Raw genomic sequence first — 24,746 nt, 5'->3', positions numbered from 1 at the left:
GGTGGTAATAGCTTTCATTGGGATGGCCTCCTGCAAAGGTTTTTAGGCTACCTTATGCATACCCGCTTCAGTCGGGCGGGGCCATCCCATCATTTTAACTTTGAAAAAGTTTAAATGCTCTAAAAACCGTACAGCCACGGTCAAATTGCGTCAGGCCTTGGGCCACTGCACCGGGCGTATTTCTGCGTTGCGGCTCGTGGTTCTTTTGTGCCCCAAAGGCCCGGCGGGAACCACAATATTTTCCTCCGCACTCCCCTGATCGCCCCCACTGCTGCCAAACGATCCAACTAACTGCCCCGCTGCTTGCTCGGCCAATACGGCCTCGCCCAGGCTGCCCGTACCTATGCCCGCTGCCGGGTTTACGTCAGGCTTTGCGCCGGGCGCAAGCCCCTGCTTGAGCACTTCACGCGTTCGCGCAAACAAATTGCTTAAAATGGAATTGGACACAAGCATGCCGCTGCGCGTCAGGCGCAGGTAACCGTTGCGTATGCGTATAAGTCCGTTTTCGTGCAGGGCTTGCACAAGACGCTGATGGTCGCGCACAAAGTCGCGCCCCGTCATTTCGCGGTAGGCCTTTACCCGCAAGCCTCTTGCCGTTCGCAGGCGCAGCATGAGCAGTTCCAGCACGCGGGTCTGCGGGTCAAGTTCTTCCACTTCCTGCCCCAGGCTGCCGTCGCGGGTGCGTGAGTCCCATGCCTTCTGGCTGGCCGGGTTGGTCCAGCGCCGTCCTGCGATGGTCGATGTGGCCGAAGGCCCGATGCCCAGATAATCCTCGCCTTCCCAGTAGCCCATATTGTGGCGGCACTGAAAGCCCATACGGGCGAAATTTGAAATTTCGTAGTGCATGTAGCCGTGCTGTTCCAGCAAGGCCGCGCCTTCCATAAACATGATGTTCTGGTCGCGTTCCGGCGGCAGTATCAGGCGTCCGTCCTCCACATCCAGCTCCAGTGGCGTGCCCGGCTCAATGGTCAGGCCATAGGCGGATATGTGGTCAGGGCTCATGCGCATGACGTCCTTGAGGGTTTGCAGCCACTGGCGCACGCTTTGCCCCGGCAGCCCCCACATAAGGTCCACGTTGATATTGGCGCAGCCCGCCTCACGCGCCAGAAAAGCGGCGTGCAAACTGTCTTGCGCCTTGTGCGGACGGCCCAGCATGCGCAACATGCTTTCGTCCAGGCTCTGAATACCAATGGAAAGGCGGTTGATTCCCGCATCAAGATACTGGGCTACGCGGTGGCCGCCCCGCAATGATTCCGGGTTAGCCTCAAGGGTCACCTCGGCCTTGTGTGCCAGTTTGAAGTAGCGTCCGATCCGTTCCATAATGAGACCCACCACGCGCGGCGGCAGCAGGCTTGGCGTGCCACCCCCGAAAAATACCGTCTGTACGGTGCTGCCGCCAAGGCGGTCGCCCCAGTGGGCCAGCTCCATAAACAGGGTATCCACATAATCCCGCACCACAGGGGATGCTGCGGGGTCTACCCCGCGCCCGAGGGGATTGGAATAAAAGGCGCAATAGCGGCAGCGCGTGCTGCAAAAGGGAACGTGTATATATACGAGCATACTTCTTCCAGTGACAGAATAATGGCGGGTCCATGCGGCGAAACATCTCTTGCCGAATAGCTGCAAATACCATGCCCCACCATGCCCGTACAGAGCTTGCATGACAAGACCCGCCTGCGGCCAGAATGCTGCACGGCGGGTCTTGAGTGAACGTTATCAAGGGTGAGTTTTATCAAGTTTGAAGGTATGGACGCATTGCGTCACGCCGCTTCGCAGCACTGACACGAGCCACACTCCTCCTGTGGACTTCAAGCGAGCAAGGCCCTACGCAGGAAAGCTTGCCATATGCGGTGTAATGGCCTTGCCAAGCCATGCGATGGTACGGCCAAGGTGATGCATGTTTTCCATCGCGCGCTCGTCGCCCAGCACTTCCTTCTCAGCCCTGCCGTAGCCCATATTCCAGAACACAGACCCCGGAACAAGCATCCGCGACATGAGGAACAGATGATTGATGCTGTCAAAGGCGTGCGTGGCCCCGCCGCTGCCAGCAGCTACCACGGCGGCTCCAATCTTGCCCTGAAACAGCCCGCCGTTGGCAAAGGCCACATATCCGGCGCGGTCAACCAGCGCCTTCATTTCCGCGCTCATATCGGTGAAATAGCAGGGCGTGCCCAGAATCATAGCATCCGCCGCAAGCATCTTCTCCAGAACACCATTGAGGATGTCGTTGTCAAACACACAGCGGCCGTCCTGTTTTTCCACACACTTCAGGCAGCCTCTACACCCTTGAATCTTTTTGCCGCCTATCTGCACAAGTTCGGTTTCCCATCCGGCTTCTTCCAGTGGGGACAAAACCTTTTCAAGCAATATGGCAGTGTTTCCTTTTTTTCTGGGGCTGCCGTTAAGGGCCAGTGCTTTCATAGTGTTGCTCCTTGCGGATTGAATAATGCTCAGATAGTATCCCTTTCATGCTGACTTGCAAGTACTGATTAAAAAATCATATACTAACAAAAAATATAGTAGATTTAGCTTTGCCAAACGGAGGCGCTGCCATGCCCGATGCAAACCCCGATGCAACCCCTGCCGCCAACCCTGACACCAGTCCTGACGCCTGTAAGGTAAAAGTTCTCGGCAACAAGCCCTACCGCTGCGCCTTTGAACTTACTCTTGATCTTATTGGCGGCAAATGGAAGCTCCTTATCATCTATTTTCTCGCCGGGCGTCCTGTCCTGCGCTATGGCGAGCTGCGCCGCTGCCTGCCCGAAGTAAGCGAGCGCATGCTGGTGAAACAATTGCGTGAACTTGAGCAGGACGGCATTGTTCACAGAAAAGTTTACGGCACTGTGCCCCCGCGTGTGGAATACTCACTGACAGACGTCGGCGTATCGCTTATTCCCATCATGAATTCACTGCGCGACTGGGGCGACAGCTATGATGCAATGATGCAAAGCCACACAGGGGCTGCTACCAAATAATTCTTTTGACCAGCGGGCTGCGTCAAAAGGCCATTTTTTACTTAAGCGATGTTCCGAAAGAGCACATTAACATTGTAGAAAAGGGCTATTTTCTTGCCTCTGGAGCAGAATCACATACTTGGAGAAGCACTGATTAAAGAGCCCCTGGCTTCAGCTCTCAAAGGCGCTACGAACACTATATAAACACGGAGATGGCCGCAGCATAACCGCACCGTCAATACTGGCCTTGCCCGCGCAACAGGAGCTAGCCTCCGCTCTCCTCCGGGCAGGGCAGCGGCCACGGCGGTATGCCCCGGCCTGTCGCCCGCGCCCTTGGCAAAAAGGCCGGGGCAGCGTATATTCCCCTACCCGGACAGGCCGCCGCACATACGGCGAAACGCCTGCCGCCCAACGCATGCAAGCGGCATATATGAGGAGAACGCAGCACATGGATATACGCTTTCAAAATCTTGGCCCGGAACAGTGGAAGGGCGAAGTCATGCTGGCCCCTGTTTGCCAGGATGAATCCCTGACAGAAGTTTGCCCCCAGATAGACAAGGCCGCTCCCTGGCTGGTCATCGCTCCTGCCCTGCGCGACTTCAAGGGCAAGGCTGGCGAACTTGCCATCATGCACGGCCACCCCGATCTTTCCGTGCCCCGCGTTCTCGCCGTGGGCCTTGGCCCCAGAGAAAAGGTAGACACCGCAGGCATCCGCAAGGCCATTGCCGCCGCCGTTCAGCTGTGCCGCCAGAAAGGCTATGCCTCAATATTGCTGCCCGAACCGGCGCTTGCCCGTCTGCCCGGCGGACGTGAACGTCTGGTGGAAGAATGCGTGTGCGCGGCCCAGTTGGCCCTGTACCGCTTTACGGCCCTGAAAAAGGCCGACAAGGACGAACCTGCCGATCCGCAGTGGCTGGCGCTGGGCTTTGACGGCGAAGAAGTGCCCGACGCTTCCCACGCCGCTGCCCGCCGTGGCGAAAACGCCGCCTGGGCCGTGAGCCTGGCCCGCGACCTTTCCAGCACGCCGCCCAACCTGCTCTACCCTGAAAAACTGGCCGAGCGCGCTCAGGAACTGGCCCGCCAGCAGGGCTTTGCCTGCACCGTGCTTGACGAGCACGAGCTGGAAAAAGAAGGCATGGGTTGCCTGATGGCCGTAGGCCAGGGGTCGGGCCGCCCGCCCCGCCTTGTCATTCTTGAGCACGCCCCCGCAGGTCATGAGCAAGACAAGCCCCTTATTCTTGTGGGCAAGGGCATCACTTTTGACACTGGCGGCATCAGCCTCAAGCCCGCCGCCAACATGCACCAGATGAAGGCCGACATGACGGGCGCAGCTACCGTGCTGGCAGCCGTGGCCGCTCTGGCGCAGGAAGAAGCCCCCCGCCGGGTTATCGGCCTGCTGGCCTGCGCTGAAAACATGCCCGGTGGCCGCGCTATGCGCCCCGGTGACGTTGTCAGCGCCGCCAATGGCGATACCGTGGAAATCCAGAATACCGACGCCGAAGGCCGCCTTGCCCTGTGCGACGCCCTGGCCTACGCCCAGAAAACCTGGACTCCCGCCGCCCTGGTGGACATTGCCACCCTTACGGGAGCCTGCGCTGTGGCGCTGGGCACGCAGATTGCCGGTCTTTTCAGCGATGATGAAGACCTCAGCGAGCGCATCCGCGCCGCCGGGGGCGCGTGCGGTGAAGAATACTGGCCCCTGCCCCTGTGGAAGCCCTATGCCGAACAGTTGAAAAGCGAAGTGGCCGACATTTGCCACATGGGCCCGCGTGAAGGCGGAGCCATCAATGCCGCGCTCTTTTTACAGCACTTCATTCAGGAAGGGGTACGCTGGGCGCACCTGGATATTGCCGGGGTAGACTGGGCCTCCAAGCCCACGCCCCTTTGTCCCGCCGGGCCTTCGGCCTTTGGCGCGCGCACGCTGCTTGAACTGGCCCGGGGAGGCGTTCAGTAATGATGAAGGTGTATCTGATTGGTGCTGGCCCCGGTGATCCGGGCCTGCTGACCCTCAAGGGCCGTGACGCCCTGGCTGCCGCCGATGTGGTGGTGTACGACGCTCTGGCCAATGACAGCCTGCTCAACCACGCCAGCCCCCATGCTGAAAAAATCTATGTGGGCAAAGTGGCGGGCAACCATGCCCTGCCGCAGGATGAAATCAACGCCCTGCTGGTCCGCAAGGCCAAGGAAGGCAAGATCGTGGCCCGCCTGAAAGGCGGCGATCCATATATCTTTGGACGCGGCGGCGAAGAAGCCGAAGAACTGGTGGCCGCCGGGGTTCCCTTTGAAGAAGTACCCGGCATCAGCAGCACCATCGCGGCTCCGGCATATGCGGGCATTCCGCTGACCCACCGCGATTTTGCTTCTTCCGTCACCATCATCACAGGGCACGAAAATCCCGACAAGCCCGGTTCTGTGCACAACTGGCCCGCACTGGCGGCCAGCGCCTCCACCCTGGTTTTCGTCATGGGCATGAAAAACCTGCCCGACATTGCCCGTAACCTGCTGGACGCTGGCATGGCCCCCGATACTCCGGCAGCCCTTATCTACCGCGGCACCACGCCCCGCCAGCGCAGCCTCGTATCCACGCTGGCCGAGCTGCCCGCTGCCGCCATTGAAGCCAAGTTCACCAACCCCTCGGTCATTCTGGTGGGCAAGGTGGCGAGCCTGCACAAGACCCTCAACTGGTTTGAGCAAAAGCCCCTTATGGGCCGCAGCGTTGTTGTCACCCGCGCCCGTGAGCAGGCCAGCGGCCTCGCGGCCAGCCTTGCGGATCTGGGTGCAGAGGTTATTCAGTGCCCCACCATTGAAATCAGCCCCATGGCTGACTATGCGGAACTGGACGCAGCCCTTGCCAAACTGGCCGACTACCATTGGGTGATCTTCACCTCGGTCAACGGCGTGCGCCATTTCTGGCAGCGTCTGGCCGAAGCCGGCAAGGACAGCCGCGCTCTGGGCAACTGCAAGGTGGCCGCCATTGGCCCCGCCACTGCCGAAGCGCTGTTGCAGCGCGGCATCACGCCCGACTTCATTCCTGAGCGCTATGTGGCCGAAGGCGTGCTTGACGGCCTTGTGAGCCGTGAAAACGGTAACGTGAACGGCAAGCGTTTTCTTTTGCCCCGCGCGGCCAAGGCACGTGAAGTGCTGCCTGACGAACTGCGCAAGGCAGGAGCCGTGGTAGACGTTATTGCCGCCTACGAAACCGTGCCCGCCGCGCACCGCAGGGACGAAGTGCTGGAACGCATCAAGGCTGGCACGCTGGACTGCGTGACCTTTGGGTCTTCATCCACGGTAGAGAACTTTCTCTCACTTATTCCGGCGGATGTGCTCAAGGCCCATCCCGAAGTGCAGCTTGCGGCCATCGGCCCCATTACGGCTGATACCTTGACGGCCAACGGGCTGCCCTGCCATATCCAGCCAGCGGAATACACCATTCCGGCCCTGGTTGTGGCCTTGCAGGAGCACTTTGCCAAAGCGTAACCTGCGCCCAGGCTGGCTTTGATGCACGGAAAAATACCTTGTGGGGGAGGGACCTTTTTGTAAAAGGGGCCCTCTTCCACACACCTCCTAACACTTTTATTTTGTTTCAGTATGCCACAGGTAGCCTACTGCACCGGAGCGGAATCTCCAGAGGCAGCGCCCGTACGAAAAAGCTTTAATAAAATGGAAACCTCATGCCACTGAATATCGCCATACTGGCCTCGGGCAGCGGCTCCAACGCTCAGGCCATGATAGACAAGGCCGCTGCGGGCGTTCTTGACGTGAACATCTGCTGTATCGTTTGCAACCGCCCCGGCGCGGGCGTTATCGAACGGGCACGCAAGGCGGGCGTCACATGCGTGGTGCTGGACCACGAGGAATTTGCCGACCGTGAAAGCTACGACCGTGAGGTAGTGCAGACCCTTCAGGAACACGGCACGCAGCTTGTTGTGCTGGCCGGGTACATGCGCATGCTGAGCACGGCCTTTCTGGACGCTTTTTCAGGCCGGGTCATCAACATTCACCCTGCCCTGCTGCCGAGCTTTCCCGGCGTCCACGGCGGGGTCGACGCCTGCGAATACGGCGTCAAAATATCCGGCTGCACCGTGCATTTTGTGGAAGAAAAGATGGACAGCGGCCCGGTTATCATTCAGGCCGCCGTGCCTGTGAATCCCGATGAAGAGGTGGACGACCTCATGCAGCGCATTCACGCTATGGAGCACCGCATTTACCCGCAGGCTATCCAGTGGTTTGCCCAAAACCGTATAAACGTATGGGGCCGCGAAGTGCATGTGGCCCCCGGCAAGGCAAAAACTGTTGCGCCTGACGGCCCCTGGCTGGTGTGGCCGCCGCTGGAAGAAGGATTTTAGAGCGTTTTTACCTTGAATTGTTTTGTGGGAAGGGACCCTTTTGCAAAAGGGTCTCCTCCCCCTAAAACGCCTATTTTTATTCCAGCAAGCTATTGAACGCCAAACGCAACGTCCCGTTTCATACAGTAAAAGGCTCCCCGGCAATGCCAGGGAGCCTTTTACATATTTCTTCAAACAACGGGAGAAAGCGAAAAGGTCTCAGCTTTCCTCACCACACGTTGAACTGCACACATCCACAATGGCCCGCGCGTCCATATCCGGCGTGATGGGCAAGAGCGCCAGACGGCGAAAATCGTCGGGCCTGTCCATGTCCAGCCGCAGGTCGGGACGGCGCAGCCAGTCTTCCTCGGGGTCAAAGGTGCCTATGCGAAAATCAGCGGCGTTGTCCCATATATAGTTCAGGCAGTGTTCGCGCTGCGAGGGCTGAACAGCCTTGCTGTCCAGTGTATCAAGCAGCTCCCGGGAAAGAATTTCGGCTCCCAGGCCGTCGGGCCAGAGGTTCTTGCGGGGAATATGGTTATAGGCATAGTCCCAGCTGCCCTGACGGTAAAAATCCACCAGCCTGTCCACGGCTCCGCCCCAGATCAGCGGATTATCCGCGCACACGCGCACCACAAGTTCGGCATCGGCCAGTTTGGCCGCCTGACAAAACCGCGCCAGCACGTCGTCTTCCGGCCCGGCCATGCAGGGCACGCCACGACGGCGCAGGTGCTCAAGCAAAACCATATCCAGCGGCGTATCCGGCACTGCCACCATGATGGAATCCAGCCGCGCAGAGGCGGCAAGGCGGCGGGCGACCCAGTCGATAACCGGTAAATCCCGCAGGCAGAGAAGGGATTTCAAAGGCAGACGGCTGGAACCCAGACGGGCCTGAACAATGGCGACAACCTTGCCATTACTGGACATGAATACTTCCTTTCAGCGGTGCTGCACCACTGTCATTTCTGGAGCAGAGTCATTTCAAATAATTTAAATGCTCAAGGGGCTGTTCGCAAAGAGCTGGTTTTGCGCCAAGGGCAAGAAAAGCATTTTTACGAAAAGGGCGTATTTTTGCGGCACAAGACCGGAGTAAAAAATGGTCTTCGACGCAGCCAGTTGGGCAAGGCAAGTTTTTATATCAGCCCCTAACGCTCCGCCCCTTGGGGCCGCTCGTTCAAAAGCCCCAGCATGCGCCTCACCACGCGCCCCTTGTTGACCGTGAAGTCCAGCCTGTCCTGCCGCCGCCAGAAGCGTTCGCGGCGAGTATTCTTCAGCATGGCAAGAAACGTATTGCGTATTCTGCCGTCGCCAACGCGGTCCATAATGCCCACAAAAGCAAAGCCGTGGCGTGGGCGGGCAAAGGTATGCCGCGCCTCGCGCTCATGCGTGGCCAGCACCAGCGCTGGCACGCACATGTGGGCCAGTTCGTAAACCGTGCGCCCGGCGGAACAGATGGCAAGGTCCGCCCCTTCCATCATGCGGCTCATGACATTGGTGGCCCAGGTAAACGTAACCAGAGGATTGTCGAGCTTTTTAAGGTGCTCTTCCATAGCCTCTTTGTGGGCGTAGCCCGGCCCGGCCACTACGCGAACAGCGATCTCGTAAGCGCGGCAAATGGGTTCAATGATGTCCAGCACCCGGCGCGAACAGTCGTGCTGATCCGTGCCGCCAAAGGTGATGAGTACGGTTTTGACTTCCTGCCGAAAAGGATTGCGCTCCGCGTTTACAAACTCATCGCGCAGGCAGAAATATTCCGGCCCGCAGCAAAGATTGTCTGTGGTTTTGCCTTCATACAGGGCATTGACCACAAGGCGCGCCAGCGGAGCCCCCGGCCCTTCGTCTTCAAAATTTACGCAGCGCACGCCTGCGGTTGTGAGCCGCTTCATGTAGGCCGTGGTGGTGTTGAGAATATCGTTGATAACAAGGTCGGGGCGCAGGGCAAGCACGGTGTCGGCAAGGTCTTCCTCCCCTTGCCGCACAATCTTGTAATCTTTGCGGGCTATGCTTTCCACAGCCAGCTCACTTTCGCGGGTGCAGACAAAGCTGACCCTGTGGTTGGTTATTTCGTGCGCCAGCATCAGCGCCCGAAACACATGCCCCATACCGATGGCAGGCCAGCCAGCCACCACAAATACCACATGCCGCCGCTCAAGCAGGCGTTCGCATATCCACCAGTCCTGATAGCCCTGAATTTCGATGGCCCTGTCATTGAGAAAATAGGGGATAATACGCCCCCGACCCTTTTCGCAGGGTTGCTGAAGGCATGACAGGCGCATCATTATAAGGGCGCGGCTTTCCACCACCAGCGTTTTTTCTTCATCAGAAGCCGCGTCATCGTCCAGCAGGCCTTCAAGACCTTCGCCGTGCATGTTCCAGATGCGCTGGCGAACGTTCTTGACGGTCACAAGGCTGTCGGCGTCGGCTTCTCGATATTTTTTCCAGGCGTCCTCAACGTCCACCCAGGTCAGCAGGGGGCAGGAGGCGCGCAGGATGACGCAATGCTCATACTCTTGCGCCAGTTCTTCCAGCAGCACCCGCATTTCGCTGACAATATCCAGCGTGGTGAAGCGCAGATCTTCATGACGGCGAAAGCCCACGCCCGCGCGCTCGCAGATAAGGGATATCTCCTGACTGTCGGTGAGCACCACAATGTCTTCACCGGGCAGCACTCCCCGCGCTGTATTGATGGCCCGCTGCACGAGTGTTACCCCTGCCAGTTTTTTTACAAGCTGGTCGGGAATAACGGCATTTTTCTTGATGGCGGGAATGACAATGCAGCGTTCTTTCACGGTAAACCCTTATCTGACAAACTTTTTAAGAGCTTTTTTCACTGTGGACTGTTCGTTTGGACCGCCCGGAAGCCCCAGAACAGAGTACCATTGCAATATTTACATTTTACGTTGCCGTTCTGGCCCAAAATACAATTGCGGCAGAACCCGCGCTGTGGCGCAATTCTCTTGTACAGCAGCAGAGCATTTGAATTTTCAAGGTCAAAGTGCTCTGAGCGCGCCTGCGTTGCGAAAAGCAAAGGCGCTGCCAGGGGATGGCATAGTGGCGCAACCCCTGGCAGCGCCATTATATCTGGCACATCTGGTTCATTTGGCACGTCAGGGACAAAAACGCCGCCTAACGGATTTGTGCCAACACTTCGCGCGTGGACGCCAGCATATAGGTAAACTCTTCTTCCGTCAGCCAGTGCTGGAAGGGGAAGGAAATCATCGTATCAAAGAACGTATCCGCATTGGGGCAGCAGGCTTCGCCCATGCCCAGACGGCGGTAGTAGTCGTACCTGTCCAGCGGAATGTACTGCACCACGCATTTGACGCCCTTTTCATTGAACATGGCGCGCATGAAGCGGTCGCGGGCATCAACCCCGGAAGTCATGCGGGCCGCCAGCAGATGGTAGTTGTGGCGGCGGCTGTCTTCGCGGTGGAACTCCAGCTCGGGAAAATCCTTCAGTGCGTCAATGAAGGCAAGAGCGCGGCTACGCTTCTGGTCGTTGATTTCATCAATGCGTTCCAGCAGCTTGGCCCCAAGGGCGCATTCCACTTCACCCAGGCAGTAGTTGTTGGGCTGTACCATGCGGCCATCGATGAAGGGCATGTCCACGTTGCCCATAGCGGGCTTCCAGTAGTCAGGGCGCTCAAAATCGAAACCGCAGTGGCCGTTGTGGCGCAGGGTGGGCACCATAGCCGCAAGCTTGGCGTCGCGCACATAGAGCATGCCGCCTTCACCCAGAGTGGTGAGGTTTTTATGCGAATGGAAAGAGAAGATGGCCATATCGCCAAAGGCTCCGGCCTTGACGCCGCCGATTTCCGCGCCGATGGCCTGCGCCGCGTCTTCGATAAGAATCAGACCGCGTTCCTTGCACAGGGCGGCAATGGCGGGCATGTCCGCCACATAGCCGTACAGGTGTACAACCACCACAGCTCTGGTGCGGGGAGTGAGCACGCGCTCAATGCTCTCGGCCGTGACCACGCGGCTGTGCAGATCCACATCGGCCCAAACAAGCTTTGCGCCCTTTTTGACATAGGGATAGGCCGAGGCAGTGAAGGTATGCGAGGGAATGACCACCTCGTCGCCTTCATTGAACATGCAGAGCTGGGCTGAAAGTTCCAGTGCGGAGCAACCGTTCATGGTAGTGAAGCACGTTCCCTGAGCCACGCCCTGATAGTCTGCGAACTTGCTTTCAAACTGGCGCATATAGTGCCCCTGGGTCAGGGGATCAGCATTGCGCATGGCCTCGACCACAACGGCGATTTCGTCTTCGGTATACCGGATGGCGCGGCCGCTGAAGTTGACTTTAATATCCATGAGACTCCTCACTATGGAGTTTTGCGCTTAAGGAAGCACTGGTTAAAGAGCCTCCTGAAAACGCGCAGCTATTTCGTTTGGCAAGGCGCGATCTGTTTTTGAAGCAAGAGTGGACTATTCTGTCCTCGACTGTTTCAAAAAAGTGAAGCAACGCAACCAAACGGAATAAATCAGCGTTTTCTTAAAAACCTGCCAGAGGCAAACGCCTTCACCGTGGTGGTATTGGCAGGGCGGACCGTGCAAATCCGCTGGGGCTGTCACATCCGTTGCTGGCAGGAGCCGTCGTGCGGCTGTTGCCTGAAAGAGCCTGACGGCGGCGGGGTTTTGCCCACGCCGCCGACAGATCATGACAGTTTTGTTCGAACGTGAGGCCGCAATTACATCCTTTTGAAACGTTCGATGACGTTTTCCTTGGTGAGGATGTTCTTGAAATCGGGGCCAAGACGGTTGGAAAGCGGCTTTTCATGCACAATGCTTGCGCCGTAGAGCGCATCGTACTGGGCGTCGGTGAGGCCCTGGCAGATGCCCTTGGGCAGATCAATGCCCTGACGTTCCATCATGGTCATAAATTCTTTGTACTGTTCGGGATAGATGTCTTCCTGCACGGACAGGGAATAGCAGTTGGCTATGCCGTGACGCATGTGCAGCACCATGCTGAGACCTGCGGAGATGGGATGCACCACGCCCACAAAACCGGCAGCCATGCCGCCCAGGTAGGAGGCGATCATCATCTTTTCGCGGTTTTCTTCGCTCATCATATCCTGCGAGAGAAAAATCTGCTTGCAGAGATCAATGGCTTTTTCAGCAAGGGAGTCCACCACCACATTGCGGTAAGAGCCGGTAATGCTCTCAAAGCAGTGCATGTAGGTGTCGATGCCCGTGTAAAAATACTGGTTGCGGGGCACGCTGGCCGTGAGGTCGGGATCCATCAGCACCTGGTCGAACATGGTGAAGTCGCTGTTCATGCCAAGTTTGATGTTCTTTTCTTCATTGCAGATGATGCCCGTGCGCGACGTTTCGGAGCCAGTGCCCGACAAGGTGGGAACGGCGATTTTGTATGGCGCGGGATTCTTTACCAGTTCCCAGCCCTGGTAATCTTCGGCTTTGCCGGGATTGTTGAGCAGGTTGCCGACGCACTTGCAGGTATCAAGCACACAGCCGCCGCCAAGCGCGATCAGGGCGCAGGGTTCAGCGCCCTTCAAAAAGGCCTTCACCTGATCGGTGTAGCCGTCCACGCTGTCCGTGGTGGGCTCGCTGGTGGTGTCGACATAAAGCACCATATCGCGGCTTTCCACGGGCAGTTTGTCCGCCAGATCTTTGCCTTCAAAAAAACTGTCCAGAAAAAAGACGGCTGGACCAGCCACTGCCTTGTGGCGCACGGCCAGAAGATCGCCAAGCTGGCTCAGGCTGCCCTGGCCAATCATATAATAACCGACATTTTTTGCATTACGGAACATAGTTGCCCTCACAGTATGGCATAGGATTTCCGGGCCATACGCTATACCCGCAGGTCTTGCAAGAGCCGCCGAAAAGCGGCCCCCAAGGCGGACCAGCGGGGTTAAAAATGCGGATCAGTCTCTTTTATCCGGCACGGCTCTCTGCCCCGGCTGCATGCCTGAGGCGGCTTTGCCTCTGGGCTGCTGCTCGGCAGGAGTTGAGGCCAGTTTTGCCCAACCATTATCATTATTATCGCTACTTCCAGTACCCGTAGAAGTGTTGCTGCCGGGCGCGTCAGGGGCGAGCGCCTCGCCTTCCAGCGGGTCGGGGCCAAACCGGTTGGGTCCCACCGTGCCCCTGCGGGCGTAAAGGATGAGAAGCCCCAGCCCGCTAAGGCCAGCCAACATAATGCACATATACGCTGATGTGCCAAAGTCAAGATGCAGGGCAAGCCCGCCAAGCAGGGCCAGGCCCATAGGAGCCAGCTGAATCCAGCCGGAAAGGTTCGCGTCGTGCAGACGCCGGGCGGTCACCGCAAAGTGCGGCAAAAGCAGCACAAGGCTCACAATACCGCTTGTCAGCATGCCTGTCTCAGGAGACGCATTGGTGAAAAGCCCCAGGCACGAATTGACAATGCCGCCAAAGAGCACGAACCACCAAAATTCCGACCGCTGCGCGCGACCAGTGAAATTGCAGTATTTTTTAAACAGACAAGTTCTGACCGCGGTTTTGAAGTCCATGCGTGCTCCTAGCTGCCTTGCGGCAGGCCAAGTGGTCATGCCCACGACAAGCGGGGCGAAAAAGGTGCCTTAGACAAACGTTCCAAACAGTGCCGTTACCAGGTATTCTTTCTTTTATATCAGCAAAAATAGGTTGTTATACAGTGATCATCCCCTTGCTGACACTCGACCAGAATAGAGGACGCCGTTCGCCCGTGACGCCGCTATCTACGCCGTGCGCTGCCGCCAGGACTGCACTGTATTCATAAGCAGCATGGCAATGGTCATTGGCCCCACGCCGCCGGGAACCGGAGTAATGGCAGAAGCCTTGGCGCTCACGCTTTCATAGTCCGCATCGCCGCACAGGCCGTCGGAGGTGCGGTTGATGCCCACATCAATGACCACCGCGCCCTGGCGCACCATATCGCCCGTAATGAGGCGGGGTCTGCCGATGGCAAGAAAGAGAAAATCCGCGCTGCGGCATTCCGCCGCCAGATCGGGTGTGCGCGAATGGCAAATGGTAACCGTGGCATCGCCAAATTCGCCGGAACGTGTCAGCAACAGGGCCAGGGGTTTGCCCACAATGTCTGAGCGCCCCACCACAACGGCTTTTTTGCCTCGGGTGGACAGATTGTAACGCCGCAAAAGTTCCATAACCCCGGCAGGCGTGCAGGACACGAAGCCCGGCAAGCCCAAAGAAAGCCGCCCCACGTTTTCTGGGTGAAATCCATCCACGTCCTTGGCCGGATCAATGGCCAGCAGGCAGGCCTGGGCGTCCAGGCCCTTGGGCAGGGGCAGTTGCAGCAAAATGCCGTCCACATCGGGGCGGGAATTGCACTCTTCAATAAGCTGCAGCAGGTCCTGCTGTTTGGTATCTGCGGGCAACCGATAGGCAAAGGAGGCTATTCCCGCCTCGGCGCAGCCTTTTTCCTTGTTACGCACATATACCTGAGATGCCGGGTCTTCACCCACCAGAATAACCGCCAGGCCAGGGGCGCGGCGGCCCGCTGCCGTGGCTGCGCTTACTTCGGCAGCCAGTTCAGCGCGGATGTCCTGCGCAGTCTTCTTGCCGTCAATCACTATCATGGCTTGCTCCATGTCTTTTTTACGCCCGCAGGTATGCGAACGGCCAATATCTTTTTGTCACGCAATGCTGCCAGTATAGACTGCCCCGCCTTCAAGCTCAAGCGGCCCGCCACACATTAATGCCACGGCCTGAACGCCTTGGAACAGATTAGCTCTGAAATGCAGTACGTTTCAAAGTTGTCATTCTGCCGCAATGTAATTTCAGCTGAATCCACACGGTGTTTCGGCGCGCTGCAATCTTGTGCGGCGTTAGAGCATTTAAGCTTTTTCACAGTTAAAATACTCCGAGAGTGAACGTGCTCTAGCTGCTGCCCGGCAGCGCCCGCCAAAACAAACGTTCAGAGCCCGTGGCCATTTTAGCGGCCACGGGCTCTGAACGTTTATATCTGCCCGAAACTTAGGGAAGCACTGATTAAAGAGCCTTCTGGAAACGCGTAGTTATTTCGTTTGGCAAGGCGCGATTTTTTTTGAAGCAGGAGTGGACTCTTCCGTCCTCGACTGTTTCAAAAAAAGGGAGCAACGCCGCCAAACGGAATAAATCAGCGTTTCCTTAGTCTTCCGTGCCGAGGGAATAGTATTCCGCCAGCATGGGACCGAAGAATTCGGCGTCATCGCCCAGTTCTTCTTCAATGCGGAGCAGCTGGTTGTACTTGGCCATACGCTCGGAACGGCACAGGGAGCCGGTCTTGATCTGGCCGGAATTGACGCCCACGGCCAGGTCGGCAATGAAGCTGTCTTCCGTTTCACCGGAGCGGTGTGAAATCACGGTGGTGTACGCCGCTTCCTTGGCCATTTCAATGGTGTCCAAGGTTTCGGTTACGGTACCGATCTGGTTGAGCTTGATAAGGATAGAGTTGGCCACGCCCTCGGCAATGCCTTCAGCCAGAATGGAGGGATTGGTCACAAAGACGTCGTCGCCCACCAGCTGCACATGGTCGCCCAGGCTGGCGGTCAGCATGCCCCAACCATCCCAATCGCCTTCGGCCATGCCGTCTTCGATGGAGATAAGGGGATACTTGCGGGTAAACTCGGCCAGCCATTCGCTCATTTCGGCATTGTTGAAGGTCTTGCCTTCGCCGGCCAGAACGTACTTGCCGTCTTTGTAAAACTCGCTGGAGGCCACATCAATGGCCAGAGCCACTTCGGTGCCGGGATTGTAGCCAGCTTCTTCAATGGCCTTGATGATGTAGGTAAAGGCTTCGTCATGATTCTTGAGGTTGGGGGCAAAGCCGCCCTCATCGCCCACGCTGGTGACGTGCCCGTCATTCTTGAGAATGCCCTGCAGGGTGTGGAAAATTTCCGTACCGATGCGCAGGGAATCGCGGAAGGTCATGGCCCCGACGGGCATAATCATGAATTCCTGAATATCCAGGTTGTTGGGGGCATGCGCGCCGCCATTGATGATGTTCATCATGGGTGCGGGCAAAACCTTGGCGTTGATGCCGCCAAGATACTTGTACAGCGGCAGGCCCAAAAAGGTAGCCGCCACCCTGGCGCAAGCCATCGACACACCCAGCATGGCGTTGGCGCCCAGACGGGATTTGTTTTCCGTGCCGTCCAGATCAATAAGGGTATTGTCAATCTGCACCTGGCGCAGCACATCCATACCCAGCAGGGCATCGGCGATTTCGCTGTTCACATGGTCCACGGCCTTGGTGACGCCCTTGCCGCAATAACGTGCTTTGTCACCATCACGCATTTCAAGAGCTTCGCGGCTGCCGGTGGAAGCCCCGGAAGGAACGGCGGCCCGCGCTCTGAGCCCGGATTCCAGGGTCACTTCCACCTCTACAGTGGGGTTGCCGCGCGAATCCAGAATTTCACGGCCAAAAACCGAGGCAATGCTGCTCATGTGTGGCTCCTTTGCCCTCTTGGGCTTGTTTTCTTACTATAATCTATGGCGCAAAACAGCGCTGTCACTTCACCAGGAACCAGGCGGCCCAGCCGTTTGCCCTGCAAACGGCACGTTAGAGCATGTAAACTTTTTCAAAGTTAGTCTGCTCTAGAGCGCTGTGCGCTCTTCATAGTACAGCCGCCGCAAACCCTCAAGCAGCAAGGCGGGCAACACCTGGTCAAAAACCGGGCTCACCCTGGCAATGGAGGCGGCAAAGCCGCCAGTGCCCAGTATTTTTACCGGGCCGGGCAACTGCCTTTTCAGCCGCTGCGTCAGCCCTTCCACCATGCAGGCGAACCCGAATACCAGCCCGTGCTGTATGCTGGTGGTTGTGTTGCGCCCCGGCATGGGTTCTTCGGCGCGCACATCCAGATTGACTCTGGGCAACTTGGCGGCCTCGCGCGAAAGTGCGCTCAGCGCCGTGCGCGGACCGGGAAAAATCAATCCGCCCATGTAGGCATCGCCGTTGACGCAGTCAATGGTCACAGCCGTGCCGAAGTCCACCACCAGCAGGCCGGGCGCTTCGGGGCACAGGCGGCGCGCCGCATAGGCCCCCACCAGTCTGTCGGCCCCCACTTCGCCGGGGCGTTCATAACGGTTTTCAAGGGGAACTGGCAGGTCCATGCCCACGCGGTACAAGGGGCAGTCCACATATCGGGCCACGGCCTCTCGCAGCAGGGGGTCAAATCCCGGCACCACCGACGAGGCAACGCAGGCTTTGATGCTTTGCGGCACAATTCCCGCATGCCCGAGGAGGGAAATCAGGCTAAGGCCGAGATCATCCGCCGTCTGTCCCACATCGGTGCGCAATGTATAGGAGGTCAGCACCTGCCGCTCGTGCGCAAGGCCAACTTTAATGGACGTATTACCAATATCGAAAAGCAGAAGTTCGGGCTGCATCGGGCACCTCCGCGAAGGCCTGAGCTGGAATGGGTCGCTTCAATGATTATGCCCAATTAGCCATGGCTACGCAAGTTGCGCCACAGCCCATACCAGAACGCGCCCTGGCTGCAACATTGCGCGCCTTGCGGTTCTGGTGCGGCGTCAACGGCCGAAATACTACCTGAATAGTAAACAATCGTACATCCGAGGCCTTTCGGGCCTGCCCCAGAATTCCTGTCTTTTCTGAAATATCAGGGCTGTACGGCAGCAGGGGATGCAGGGCTGTCGTCATCCTTTTCAAGATACAGCGAACGCGTGGGAAAGGCGAAATCCGCCCCAAGGCCGTGCACCACCTCAATAATCTTCAAATATACGCGGTGCTGGATCTGCATGAAGCGATTCCAGTTCGCTGTCTGGGCGTAGCAGTACACCATAATATTCAGCGATGAGTCGGCAAACTCGTTAAAGCAGACCAAGATCGTCTGCCCCTTGTCTATACCCTCTTCCTGCTGCAGCATTTTTTGCAGACCTTCGGTAACAGCCTGCACCCTGTCTGCATCCTCATAGCGCAAGCCTACCTGCAACTTTATGCGGTAGCTGGATATGCGCCCCACATTTTCAATGCAGATGGATGAAAAAACTTCATTGGGCACATACAGCGGGTAGTGCTCGAACGTCATGATCTTGCACATGCGCCAGCCAATCTCCACCACAGTGCCTTCAACCTTGCGATCCGGGGATTTCACCCAGTCACCGATGTCAAAGGGGCGGTCAAAATACAGCATCAGGCCGGAAAAAAAGTTGCCCAGAATATTTTTGCTCGCCAGGCCGATGGCGATACCGCCGATACCGCCAAACGTCAGCAGCCCCGCAAAGCTTATGCCCAGATATTCGCCAAAAAGCAGCATGGCGCAAAGACAGATGCCCGCCTTGAGAAGACGCGCCACCATACGCCCCAGCGTAGCGTCGCCACTGGTTTTCGCCAGATGGTCACAAAAGCGGTTGATGCCCAAAAAAGCTTCGCGCATCAGGATCAGAATAATGGCGACGCGCTGAAAAACATCAATATAACGAGGGTTAATGACGGTAATACCGAGTTTGTCCGCAAGTTCGCGGGCGCAAAGACTGGTGGCGAACACAAGTGCGCATGCCGCACACACACGGGCAAGATGAACCACTATATTGGCGCTGCGTTTCTCGCCCCGAACAGTGAAGTAGAACAATATGACAGCCACAACCGCCGCGATGGCGTACCTGTCAGTCAGAAACGCAATAATTTCTTTTTCGTCCATGCCCGTTGTTCCAAATTCTGCCCCATATCTGGAGCATTTCGCACTTTAAGTTCCATAACCAGTGGTCGCACAAGCGCCTTGCCAGCTATTCCGGTATCGAACCTCTCCTTTCATTACGGCCGAGTATCTGCAGAGTGCACTCCCGCGTAAAGGAATTGTTCACATTGATATAACTGGAAAATCACTTTTTGAGGGCACTGTGAAAGCAGGTGTCTCAAACCGTCCGCCAAACAGACGTCGCTACCCTTTGCTCGCCGCGAACAATGGCTTCAGGCGCCAACTGATTTCAGGCGTCAGCGACTCTGGACTGACGTGCTGTTGCCAACAGTGGCGACCTGTCCATCCTCTGCGGCGGAAGCCGCATCAGACAGGCGTTCTTCAGCCAGATTTTCTCTGGCCAAATTTTCTCCGGCCAGACCGCTCTTCAGGCGAGCCGCCATATTCTGAACAAGCACCTTGCTCAGGGCCTGTAGCGAAAGAACCGTCAGGCCAGACACAGCCCGCCCTGGCTGCAGCCATTTCCAGCCAAGGCCAAGCAAAAAGGCTCCGCCAGTGCAGGAGAGTGGCCGCGACCGCACAAGGGCGTAGGGATCAAACCCTGCCGAAGCCTCGCGCAGGCGGCGCTTGGCGTCCTCTACGGAACCTGTTTCTTGCGTGGAACCGACAGCCACAGCAACCCTCCGGCTATACCCGCACATGCCAGGGCCAGAATGCAAAAAACCCAGGCCGGGTGCAGAACCGTCACAAGAGCCTGATACAGGGCTGCGACCAGAAAAAACACGGCCACAGCCCCGAAAATCAGGCCAAGCACCAGCAGCACAGCCATGCGCACAGTGGACAGGGCGTTGCGCTGCAATAACCGGCCTTCTGCTTCCAGCAGGTCGAAAAAGCGAATAATTATTTCAGTAAGGCCATTCACGCCGGCAATTACCTGTCTTGGCGAAAGAGGCGGGAAATGACGTAGCCAGCGCCAAAGGCCAGCAGCAAGCTACCAAGGGGATTCTGGCGAATACGGTCGCTGATGTTTTCAACGCCGTCACTGCCTGCGTTCAGCGCTTTTTGCAGTTTGTCTGCCGCCATTTTCTGATACTTGTCTATCTCTTCTTCCAGCCCGGCGGTCATTGCTGCGGCTTTGCCAGAAGCATTTTTCTCCACGGCCTTGGCAAGATTCTCCATCTGTTTGCGCAGAGCTTGCACTTCGTCCTTCAGAACATCGATATTTTCTTCGTTTTTGACGGTCATAGCATCTCCTTTCGGGCACATGCCCGCGCTTATGCGGCCATACGGGCTTTTTGCCACCTACCGCCGCTTTATTTTTTCTACCCTAATAGCACCCGGCTCGCAACGGCCAGATATTGCACCGGGTGCAGCCGGAATCTGGACAGGTAAAGCGGACAGGCAGCCGTTTTTTCGGGCACCCGTACTTTACACGGCGCTATATTTATATAACAATATCAGGCAATACACAAAACAGCGGCGAGGTTGCTCATGAATGATAAGAAAAAAATTGCCATTGCCATTCTGCTTTCCGTCATTGTCTTTATTGTTACCCTGTTGGGGCAGATGATGCTGGAGCAGCGCGCCGCCCAAGCCCCCAATGCAACCCCGCCTGCCCAGACAGAAGCTGTGCCTGCCCCGGCAGATCCAGCAGCTCCGGCAACTCCGGCACCCTCGCCAACTCAGCCCGATCCGGCAGCCCCGGCAGATTTGGCACCCCAGGCTATCCCGGCGCAACCCGAAGGCGCGGAACAAGCCCAGCCAGACGCAACCACCAGCGGCACCACAAATAAAACTGTTCCTGCTGCCCAATAAATCCGGGCAACAGGAACAGTTTGTTAATTCATCTGCCTGCTAAAGTACTGCGCTGCGTCGAATAACGAGTTACGCTGCGCAGCCACGCCCGAGGCAAACTGCGCTTTAGGGCGAGACTCTCGAACAATGCCGTCGCGAGATGAATTTCAGCACCATATCTGGGCGAGCGAGCCTTTTATGCTGGGCGTGCACTCTTCGCTGCCCGGCCAGAATAAAAGAAACGCTTGCCACAAAGCTGAACATGCGCTCGTTGCGCACGGCCTACAGCACGATCCGGCTGATGACCCCATGCACAGATTGCAAAGGCAGCTTGTAAAACTGCACAAAGGGGGGAGCCAGTTTTTTGATGGTTGCGTAGATCTTCCACAGGGGCGAGCGGGTCAGAATGTCCTCCACTCCATAGAAAATGGCGCGCGACTTGATGCCCGCCTCACCAAGAATGGCATCTACATCCACAACTTCCATATAGCCTGCCGTGACCGTAAACATCTGTATGCCTTCGACGGGCGAGTCCTCAAAGTGGCACTCAAGCCCAAGAGGTTCGTAGGTGCGCGAGATACTCAGCATGACGTTGTTCTCATAAATAATGCCGTTATCGAACATGGTCTTGCAGATATACGGCGAAACGCTGTCCAGACTGCGCAAAAAGAATATGGCCGTGCCCTTGATGGTATGGCCTTCCTTTTTCTGTTTTATGAACTCCTCAATGAAGTCCTGCCTGTTCATGGGCAGCATGCGCTGATACACGGCCTTTTGCCCCTGCGTGTAAATGAGAATGACGGCAAGAGGTATCATGGCGATGACCAGCGACCAGTAGCCCCCGTGGGGCACCTTGTAGAAGTTGGCCACAAGATAGATTACGTCCAGCACGCAGATGCCCACAGCGGCGGCGCACAGCCATGGGCGCTTTCTCAGGTGGAAAATCCACACCATAAGAATACCCGTGATGGTCATTGTGCCCGTAACGGCCAGACCATAGGCGGCCGCAAGTCTGTGTGATTCCTGAAAACCGATGATAACCAGACTCACAGCCACAAAAAGCGCCCAGTTCACAGAGGCTATGTATATCTGCGAATGCATTTCCTTTGAGGTATAATCCACCTTGAACAGCGGCATGACGTGCGTAGCCATGCACTGATACATGATGGAAAATATCCCGCTGATAAGAGATTGGGACGCAATGATGGTCGCCAGCAGGCTCAACACCAAAAAGGGCGCATACAGCCAGCCTGACTGGCTGCGGATCATTTCAAACAGAACATTGTTGGTATCGGGGTGGTGTATGAGAAAGGCCGTCTGCCCCATATAGGAAAGAATCAACGCTGTGAAAACCAGCCCCCAGGCTGCCAGAATGGGTTTGCGCCCCATATGCCCCATATCCGCGTACAGGGCTTCGCCGCCAGTGGCGCACAAAATGACTTCCGACAGCACAAAGAATCCGGCCAGCCCGTTGCGCTGCATGAATTCAATGCCATACCAGGGATTGATGGCCTTCAATACTGCGGGTGCCTCGCTGATCGCCGCCAGCCCGGAACAGGCCAGCGCCCCGAACCATACGAGCATGACAGGGCCGAACAGGGTGGAAAGCTTGCTGCTGCCCTTTTTTTGCACAGAGAACAAAAACACAGCTACCAGCAAGGCTAGAGACACCAGCACCCATTGCGGGGTGTCCTCCATACCGGGAAGCAGCACCAGCCCCTCTACCGCCGACAGTGTGGTGATGGCGGGCGTGATGACGCCGTCGCCCACCAGCAGTGAAACGCCAATAAAGGCCAGCACCGAAGCCACGCCTATTTTTTTTCCAGACCGCAGCATGGGACGCAAAATGGAAAGCAGCACAATGGTGCCGCCCTCGCCCCCCTTGCTCAAACTCATGGCCAACCAGGCGTACTCGACAGTGACGAGCAGCATAAGGGTCCAGATGATCAATGAAAGGATGCCTATAAAATTGGCTTCCGTTCTTTCTGTCATCAGAAAAATAACGGCCAGGGTGTAGATGGGACTTGTCCCGATGTCGCCAAACACAAGTCCAAGGGACTTGACGACACTGGCCGGGGAAATTTTTTGCATATCCATTGAAGCCTCCACTAAGCAAAGCGGACACTATAGCAGAGTAATAGGTCTGGCAAGACTTGAAGAAATAGTGCGGAAAGATTTTAAATATTGGCCATTTGCAAGCATGGCAGACATACCGGAAACACATATTTTTGCGGCGTGGGCATAAGCGCTTCGCGGGGCCTTTACCTGCCCCGAAGGCGCAGCACGCCTATTGTGTGCCCTACACTTTTCTGCCGCGTTACGCGTCTCTTTTGCCACAGCAGCCAGTCTGTTTCATGCAAGCGTGCCGCCAGAGCGTTGAAGATGTGAGGCAGATACAAGAAGTTATCCGCAAATTCCTGTGGGGATAGCTCGGTTAGACTTTTCACAGCTAACCTGCCCCAGGCATGGCAGGCCTGCGCGGCTGCATGCGGTGCAGCATGGGCGCAGGTGGCAAAATGAAACGCCGTGTTCTTCTGCAAGAACACGGCGTATTGTTTACCTATATTGGGGGAAAAAGCCCTCAACTCTGCTTTCAGCCTGTGGCGGAAAAACTGTTAGCAGTTAAAGATCATCGGCTTGCGGCAGCATGGGCCGCAGACTTTTCAAAATTTTCCAGGCTGCCCTTGCCCAGCAGACGGGCCAGGCAGGCGTAGCGTTCCATGGCCGGGTTACGCCCTTCGCGTCTGGCTCTGTCCAGATCCTGCGCGTACAGCTCAAGGGTGGCGGGAGACAGTGTTTCCAGTTCACAGCGCAGATAGTTTTTGAAGGCTCCGCTGCCATCGGAAACGATCACATGCGGATACCTGGCCGACGCTTCACGCATAAAGACGGTTTCAGCATCGGCGATTACGTCCAGCAAGGGGCTGTCGCCCAAGGGGGGCAAGCGGTCGTCCATGCGGGCATATTTTTCGATCATGAAATTGCGGCCTTCAGACTCGGCCCGGCGCAGGTCTTCCAGATAGGACACAAGCGACGCCCGGCTCAAGGGTTCGTGGACCATGCGCCGCATGATCCGGAAACTGTCGGGCTGCTGCTGGCAGGAAGCGGTTCCGCCTTCATTGGGCGTTGCCAGAAACATGACAAGCTCCCGTTCAATGATCTCGGCCAGCAGGCCCTCACGCTCATCTTGCCCGTGTGCCGCAGATTCCGCCGCTGGCGGGGCGCTCTGCTCCTGCAAGGCGCGGCGGCAAAGATCGAGGTTTTTCCTGTAACTTTCAGCTTCGCGGCTGGTTCCCTTGCCCACACACTCGTAACAGGCCACGGCAGCTTCCAGCGTGCGAGCACCTTCGTCCCACTGCCCTGCCGAGGCCAGAGCCACGCCCAGGTTGCCAAGCGAAAAGGCCGTGTCTTCGTGGTCGCCCAAAACATCCTGCCGCAGGGCCACGGCCTTGCGGTGCAGGGCAATGCCCCTGTCCAGCTGACCGCATTCTTCATACAGACGGCCCAGATTATTCAGACATGTTCCCATCTGCTGATCGGGCACGCCGGAAATGCGGGCGCATTCTTCCCAGATGCTTCTGGCGCGCAGCAGGCACTGCTCCGCCGTGTTCCAGTCCTTATTACGGTAGTAGGCGGCGGAGAGATGCAGCAAGGCGCTGGCTACGCGCGGCGACTGCGCGCCAAAGGCAGATTCGCAGGCTTTAACGGCCTCCTGCCCCAGGGCGGCGCTTCCTTCAAAATCTCCCATTTCCAGCCGGAGGTGTGCCAGATTCTGCATAACGCCCAGAGTCAGCGGAGAGGAAGGCCCGGCAGCGACACCAAGCAAGGCAAGGCTTTCTTCAAGGGCAGCCACAGCCTCGGCAGCCTGACGCTGTGCGAACAGGGCGCGCGCCAATCCTTCAAGAGCCATAGCCCGGCACAGGGGGGCGTTGTCGCAAGACCGCAGCAGGGTGCGCAATTTGGCTGTGCAGTCTTCGGGGCGGCCCTGCGCCAGCAGATCCAGCGCGGCCTGCAGTTCTTCATTCCAGTGTCCGTTAGCGTTCATGTCAGCCCCC

Annotated in this window: 21 protein-coding genes; 5 read left to right on the top strand and 16 right to left on the bottom strand. The window is 57.3% G+C overall.

The window, feature by feature from the left end; all coding sequences use genetic code 11:
- Positions 1–150: 150 nt before the first annotated feature.
- A complete protein-coding gene (hemW, locus tag HNQ38_RS11230; RefSeq protein ID WP_246388111.1) occupies positions 151–1,560 on the bottom strand; it encodes a radical SAM family heme chaperone HemW in 1,410 nt (469 codons plus the stop codon).
- Positions 1,561–1,824: 264 nt separating this feature from the next.
- Positions 1,825–2,421 (bottom strand): flavodoxin family protein, encoded by a 597-nt coding sequence (locus tag HNQ38_RS11225; protein WP_183720784.1) that lies wholly within the window; start codon positions 2,419–2,421, stop codon positions 1,825–1,827.
- Positions 2,422–2,552: 131 nt separating this feature from the next.
- On the opposite strand from HNQ38_RS11225, the gene HNQ38_RS11220 reads away from it, so the two are divergent.
- From HNQ38_RS11220 to purN, 4 genes are all read left to right on the top strand, one after another.
- A complete protein-coding gene (locus HNQ38_RS11220) occupies positions 2,553–2,975 on the top strand; it encodes a winged helix-turn-helix transcriptional regulator (RefSeq protein ID WP_183720780.1) in 423 nt (140 codons plus the stop codon).
- A gap of 427 nt (positions 2,976–3,402) precedes the next feature.
- The gene (locus HNQ38_RS11215) at positions 3,403–4,908 is read left to right on the top strand and encodes a leucyl aminopeptidase (RefSeq protein WP_183720777.1); all 1,506 of its coding nucleotides are present in this window, start codon (positions 3,403–3,405) and stop codon (positions 4,906–4,908) included.
- Between the two features lie 2 nt (positions 4,909–4,910).
- Positions 4,911–6,431 carry a uroporphyrinogen-III C-methyltransferase gene (cobA, locus tag HNQ38_RS11210; protein ID WP_183720840.1) on the top strand — a complete coding sequence of 507 codons (1,521 nt, stop codon included), beginning with the start codon at positions 4,911–4,913 and terminating at the stop codon, positions 6,429–6,431.
- A 194-nt stretch (positions 6,432–6,625) separates the two neighbouring features.
- Positions 6,626–7,300: a phosphoribosylglycinamide formyltransferase gene (purN, locus tag HNQ38_RS11205; RefSeq protein ID WP_183720774.1), complete on the top strand. Its 675-nt coding sequence runs from the start codon at positions 6,626–6,628 to the stop codon at positions 7,298–7,300.
- A gap of 198 nt (positions 7,301–7,498) precedes the next feature.
- On the opposite strand, the gene HNQ38_RS11200 is transcribed toward purN, so the two are convergent.
- The 12 genes from HNQ38_RS11200 to HNQ38_RS11145 form a co-directional block, all read right to left on the bottom strand.
- Positions 7,499–8,206 (bottom strand): cytidylyltransferase domain-containing protein, encoded by a 708-nt coding sequence (locus HNQ38_RS11200; protein ID WP_183720771.1) that lies wholly within the window; start codon positions 8,204–8,206, stop codon positions 7,499–7,501.
- Between the two features lie 218 nt (positions 8,207–8,424).
- The gene (locus tag HNQ38_RS11195; RefSeq protein WP_183720768.1) at positions 8,425–10,068 is read right to left on the bottom strand and encodes a glycosyltransferase; all 1,644 of its coding nucleotides are present in this window, start codon (positions 10,066–10,068) and stop codon (positions 8,425–8,427) included.
- Between the two features lie 337 nt (positions 10,069–10,405).
- Positions 10,406–11,593 carry a DegT/DnrJ/EryC1/StrS family aminotransferase gene (locus HNQ38_RS11190; protein ID WP_183720765.1) on the bottom strand — a complete coding sequence of 396 codons (1,188 nt, stop codon included), beginning with the start codon at positions 11,591–11,593 and terminating at the stop codon, positions 10,406–10,408.
- Between the two features lie 377 nt (positions 11,594–11,970).
- A complete protein-coding gene (locus tag HNQ38_RS11185) occupies positions 11,971–13,050 on the bottom strand; it encodes an iron-containing alcohol dehydrogenase family protein (RefSeq protein WP_183720762.1) in 1,080 nt (359 codons plus the stop codon).
- A gap of 114 nt (positions 13,051–13,164) precedes the next feature.
- Positions 13,165–13,770 carry a DUF805 domain-containing protein gene (locus HNQ38_RS11180; protein WP_183720759.1) on the bottom strand — a complete coding sequence of 202 codons (606 nt, stop codon included), beginning with the start codon at positions 13,768–13,770 and terminating at the stop codon, positions 13,165–13,167.
- 207 nt (positions 13,771–13,977) lie between these two features.
- Positions 13,978–14,835, bottom strand: a complete 858-nt coding sequence (gene folD / locus HNQ38_RS11175; protein ID WP_183720756.1) for a bifunctional methylenetetrahydrofolate dehydrogenase/methenyltetrahydrofolate cyclohydrolase FolD — start codon at positions 14,833–14,835, stop codon at positions 13,978–13,980.
- Between the two features lie 550 nt (positions 14,836–15,385).
- A complete protein-coding gene (gene eno / locus HNQ38_RS11170; RefSeq protein ID WP_183720753.1) occupies positions 15,386–16,684 on the bottom strand; it encodes a phosphopyruvate hydratase in 1,299 nt (432 codons plus the stop codon).
- A 150-nt stretch (positions 16,685–16,834) separates the two neighbouring features.
- Positions 16,835–17,626, bottom strand: a complete 792-nt coding sequence (locus tag HNQ38_RS11165) for a type III pantothenate kinase (protein ID WP_183720751.1) — start codon at positions 17,624–17,626, stop codon at positions 16,835–16,837.
- Positions 17,627–17,859: 233 nt separating this feature from the next.
- Positions 17,860–18,900, bottom strand: coding sequence for a mechanosensitive ion channel family protein (locus HNQ38_RS11160; RefSeq protein WP_183720748.1), 1,041 nt, complete (start codon positions 18,898–18,900; stop codon positions 17,860–17,862).
- Between the two features lie 293 nt (positions 18,901–19,193).
- Positions 19,194–19,571, bottom strand: coding sequence for a hypothetical protein (locus HNQ38_RS11155; protein ID WP_183720745.1), 378 nt, complete (start codon positions 19,569–19,571; stop codon positions 19,194–19,196).
- Positions 19,535–19,819 carry a phage holin family protein gene (locus HNQ38_RS11150; protein WP_183720743.1) on the bottom strand — a complete coding sequence of 95 codons (285 nt, stop codon included), beginning with the start codon at positions 19,817–19,819 and terminating at the stop codon, positions 19,535–19,537. Before HNQ38_RS11150 ends, HNQ38_RS11155 begins: the two co-directional genes overlap by 37 nt.
- Positions 19,820–19,827: 8 nt before the next feature.
- A complete protein-coding gene (locus HNQ38_RS11145) occupies positions 19,828–20,142 on the bottom strand; it encodes an ElaB/YgaM/YqjD family protein (protein ID WP_183720740.1) in 315 nt (104 codons plus the stop codon).
- A 246-nt stretch (positions 20,143–20,388) separates the two neighbouring features.
- On the opposite strand from HNQ38_RS11145, the gene HNQ38_RS11140 reads away from it, so the two are divergent.
- Complete coding sequence (locus HNQ38_RS11140; protein ID WP_183720737.1) at positions 20,389–20,712, top strand: hypothetical protein; 324 nt, start codon at positions 20,389–20,391, stop codon at positions 20,710–20,712.
- Positions 20,713–20,973: 261 nt separating this feature from the next.
- Here the strand turns inward: HNQ38_RS11140 and HNQ38_RS11135 are convergent, their stop codons facing one another.
- Together HNQ38_RS11135 and HNQ38_RS11130 are read right to left on the bottom strand one after the other, a co-directional pair.
- A complete protein-coding gene (locus HNQ38_RS11135; RefSeq protein WP_183720734.1) occupies positions 20,974–22,788 on the bottom strand; it encodes a KUP/HAK/KT family potassium transporter in 1,815 nt (604 codons plus the stop codon).
- 532 nt (positions 22,789–23,320) lie between these two features.
- On the bottom strand, positions 23,321–24,736 hold the full coding sequence (locus tag HNQ38_RS11130; RefSeq protein ID WP_183720730.1) for a DUF4125 family protein: 1,416 nt from the start codon (positions 24,734–24,736) through the stop codon (positions 23,321–23,323).
- Between the last annotated feature and the right edge of the window lie 10 nt (positions 24,737–24,746).

Source organism: Desulfovibrio intestinalis (genome assembly GCF_014202345.1).
Taxonomy (GTDB): Bacteria; Desulfobacterota; Desulfovibrionia; order Desulfovibrionales; family Desulfovibrionaceae; genus Desulfovibrio; species Desulfovibrio intestinalis.
This window is presented reverse-complemented; position numbering and strand designations above follow the sequence as displayed.